Genomic DNA, 3,181 nt, shown 5'->3' on the forward strand with positions numbered 1-3,181 from the left:
GGCCCGCCGCCTGCCCGCGCCCGCCTCGCCCGCTCGCGCCCGCCGCGCGTTGCCGCCGGGTTCAGGCCGGCGGGTCCACCGGGCGGAGGCCCGTGTCCGGCAGTCCGTCGTCCTGGCGTCGGCCCTTGCCGGGCGGGCGGATGCCGAGGCCGCGGGCCACGGCCGCCGCGATGCGGTCGGCGTCCAGGGCCATCTCGCGGAACATGCCGCTGATCGGGTTGGTGTAGCCGGTGAAGTGCAGGCCGGGGGCCTGCCGCAGGGTGCGCGGGCCGTGCGCGAGGGGGCGGCCGCGGCCGTCGAGTACGCCCAGGTGGCCGACCAGGCCCTCCAGGCCCCGCCGGTAGCCGGTCGCCGCCACCACCGCGTCGGGCGCGATGCGTGAGCCGTCCGCGAGGACGACCTCCCCGCCGTCGAACGAGGCCACCGCCGCCACCGGCTCCACCCGGCCCGCGCGCACCGCGTCGATCAGCCCGACGTCCTGCACCGGGATCGCCCCCTCCCGGACCCTGCTGTACAGGCCGGTCGACGGGCGGGGAAGCCCGTACGCCGACAGGTCCGGGACGGACACCCGGGCCACCGCCCGGCCCAGCCGGTCCACGAGCCGCACGGGCAGCCGCCGCACCAGGATCCCGGTGCGCTGCGCCGGCCATCCGGCGGTGGAGCGGCGCACGATGTGCGGGGCGGTCCGCACGGCCAGCCGGACCCGCGCCGCGCCGCCCTCGGCCAGGTCGACGGCTATCTCGGCGCCGGTGTTGCCCGCGCCGACCACCAGCACGTCCCGGCCCGCGTACGGGCCCGGGTTGCGGTAGTCGCGGGCGTGCAGCAGCCGGCCCGCGTACGCCTCCCGGCCCGGCCAGTCGGGGAGCGCGGGCGTGTGGTTGAACCCGGTCGCCACGACCACGGCGCGCGCGGCCAGCACCCGCCCGCCGGTCGCGTGCAGCAGCCAGCCCGGGTCCGGTGCGGCCGCGGCCCGGCCGCGGCGGCCCCGCGGCCGTCGCGCCTGCCTGCCGCCGGCGGCGGGGTCCGGCTCGGCGGCTTCCGGGGCCGCGCGCTCGATGCGGGTCACCTCGACGCCCGTGACGATCTCCAGCTCGTGGAACTCGGCGTACTTCTCCAGGTAGCGCACGACGTCGTCCCGCGACACCCACCGGCCGAAACGGCGCGGCATGGGCAGGCCGGGCAGCGCGGACAGGCGGCGCGTGGTGTGCAGGTGCAGGCGGTCGTAGTGGCCGCGCCAGGAGGCTCCGACCTCGTCTGCCTTCTCCACGACCACGGCGCGCACCCCGCGGGCCCGCAGCGCGGCGGCCGCGGCCAGGCCGCCGGGACCGGCGCCTATGACGTAGACGGGGCGGGGCTCGGTGGACATGTCTGGGGCTGTGGGGACTCCGGGCATGAAGTGTGAGCGTATCGACACACAGGGTTGATGGGTCTCGGACAAGGAGGGAATCGATTGCGGATCGGTCACGGCCTTGCGCGATCGCAGCAGATCCGCTGAACTGACATACCGTCAGATTCGGTTGGTCGAGACGGAGGCGCCGATGCAGACGATGTGGCTCGGCGGTGCCGAGTGGCTGGCCGTGCTCCGGATCGGCCTCGGCCTGTGGTGGCTCGAAAGCTGGCGGCACAAGGACAGGAAGGGCTGGTTCGAACGCGGCACCGGCATCGCCTGGGCCGCCGACGTCGCGGCGAAACACCGCTGGCCGTTCGTGCAGCGCGGCTTCACCGCGGTCGTCCGGCCCCGGGCGCGCCTCATGGCGTATGTCGTCGTCTACGCCGAACTCGCCCTCGGCCTGGGGCTGGTCCTCGGCCTCCTCACCCCGATCGCCCTCGCAGGCAGCCTGCTGCTGAACCTGCTCTACCTGATCCTGATGATCCACGACTGGGCGGAGCAGGGGCAGAACGCGATGATGGCGCTCATCGCCGCCGTCGCGCTCGCCGCGATGGCCTGGCAGACCTGGTCGGTGGACGCGGCCCTGGGGTGGTTCCTGTGACGGCGGGCGTCGCAGGGGGCGGGGTCGTTGCGGGAGCCGGGGCCGCGGGCGGCGGGCCGCCGCACGAGCGCCACGACCTGCCCGAACCGGACGACTTCACCCGCCCCTACTGGGCCGCCGCCGCCGAAGGCCGGCTCCTGCTGCGCCGCTGCTCCGACTGCGGGCGCGCCCACCACTACCCGCGGGAATTCTGCCCGTTCTGCTGGGCGGGCGAGGACCGGGTGGCGTGGGAGCCCGCCGGCGGCAGCGCCACCCTCTACACCTGGTCGGTCGTCCACCGCAACGACCTGCCGCCCTTCGGGCGGCAGGTTCCGTACACGGCCGCCGTCGTCGACCTCGCGGAAGGACCGCGGATGATGACGCGGGTCGTCGACTGCCCCCCGGCCGACCTCCGCGTCGGGATGCCGCTCACCGTCGCGTTCAGGGAGACCGCCCCGGGCGTGTGGGTGCCGGTCTTCCGCCCCCGCTGACCGGCGGCCGGGCACCTTCGTCCGGCCTCACGGCCAGAGGAGCTCCCGCGCCCAGGCGGCCGCGCCGGGGGAGTCGCGGCGGTAGCGCAGGCGCACGTGCCGGCGGGCGGCGTCACCCTGGAAGAACTCCACCTCGACGGGCTCCAGGACGTACGCCGTCCAGGTCGGCGCGACCGCATCGGGCTCGGCGGCGGCCCGCGCCCAGGCCGCGGCCGACGCGGCCTCCAGCTCGTCCGCGGAACCGAGCACCTCGGACTGCCGCCCCGTCAGCGCGGCGGCGAGCGCGCCCCGCGAGCGGACCGCGAGGTCCGCCCGGCTCACCTCGGGGCCGAGGGCGGCGACCCGCCCGCGGACGCGCACCTGCCGGGCGACGGCGGGCCAGTAGAACACGAGCGCCGCATCGGGCCGCGCGGCGAGCTGACGGCCCTTGGCGCTGGTCGAGTGCGAGGCGAAATGCCAGCCCCGGGAATCGGCGTCGTGCAGCATCAGAATCCGCGCATCGGGCCGCCCCTGGGGGTCGACGGTGGCGAGACTCATGGTGTGCGGCTCGACCTGCCCCGCCTGCACGGCATGCACGAACCACTCCCGAAACAGCACCCCGGGCTCCGCGGGCGCCGAGGCGGCATCGAAGCGGGGCAGCGCGGTGTCCCAGACGCGGAGGGAGTGCAGGGCGGCGTGGAAGGTGCTGGTGCTGGGGCTGGGGGCGTGGGTCTCGCGAGG

4 protein-coding genes are annotated in these 3,181 nt (G+C 76.3%); 2 read left to right on the top strand and 2 right to left on the bottom strand.

All coding sequences use genetic code 11. From position 1 onward, the window contains the following. Positions 1-61: 61 nt before the first annotated feature. The gene (locus EF903_RS30810; RefSeq protein WP_125548274.1) at positions 62-1,366 is read right to left on the bottom strand and encodes an NAD(P)/FAD-dependent oxidoreductase; all 1,305 of its coding nucleotides are present in this window, start codon (positions 1,364-1,366) and stop codon (positions 62-64) included. A gap of 172 nt (positions 1,367-1,538) precedes the next feature. On the opposite strand from EF903_RS30810, the gene EF903_RS30815 reads away from it, so the two are divergent. Further along, positions 1,539-1,991 carry a DoxX family protein gene (locus tag EF903_RS30815; protein ID WP_125548275.1) on the top strand — a complete coding sequence of 151 codons (453 nt, stop codon included), beginning with the start codon at positions 1,539-1,541 and terminating at the stop codon, positions 1,989-1,991. A gap of 77 nt (positions 1,992-2,068) precedes the next feature. After that, complete coding sequence (locus EF903_RS30820; protein ID WP_260616154.1) at positions 2,069-2,461, top strand: Zn-ribbon domain-containing OB-fold protein; 393 nt, start codon at positions 2,069-2,071, stop codon at positions 2,459-2,461. Positions 2,462-2,488: 27 nt separating this feature from the next. On the opposite strand, the gene EF903_RS30825 is transcribed toward EF903_RS30820, so the two are convergent. Further along, a partial coding sequence (locus EF903_RS30825; protein ID WP_399422058.1) for a pyridoxal 5'-phosphate synthase occupies positions 2,489-3,181 on the bottom strand: 693 nt, incomplete at its 5' end.

Source organism: Streptomyces sp. WAC05292 (assembly GCF_003949955.1).
Classification (GTDB): Bacteria; Actinomycetota; Actinomycetes; order Streptomycetales; family Streptomycetaceae; genus Streptomyces; species Streptomyces globosus.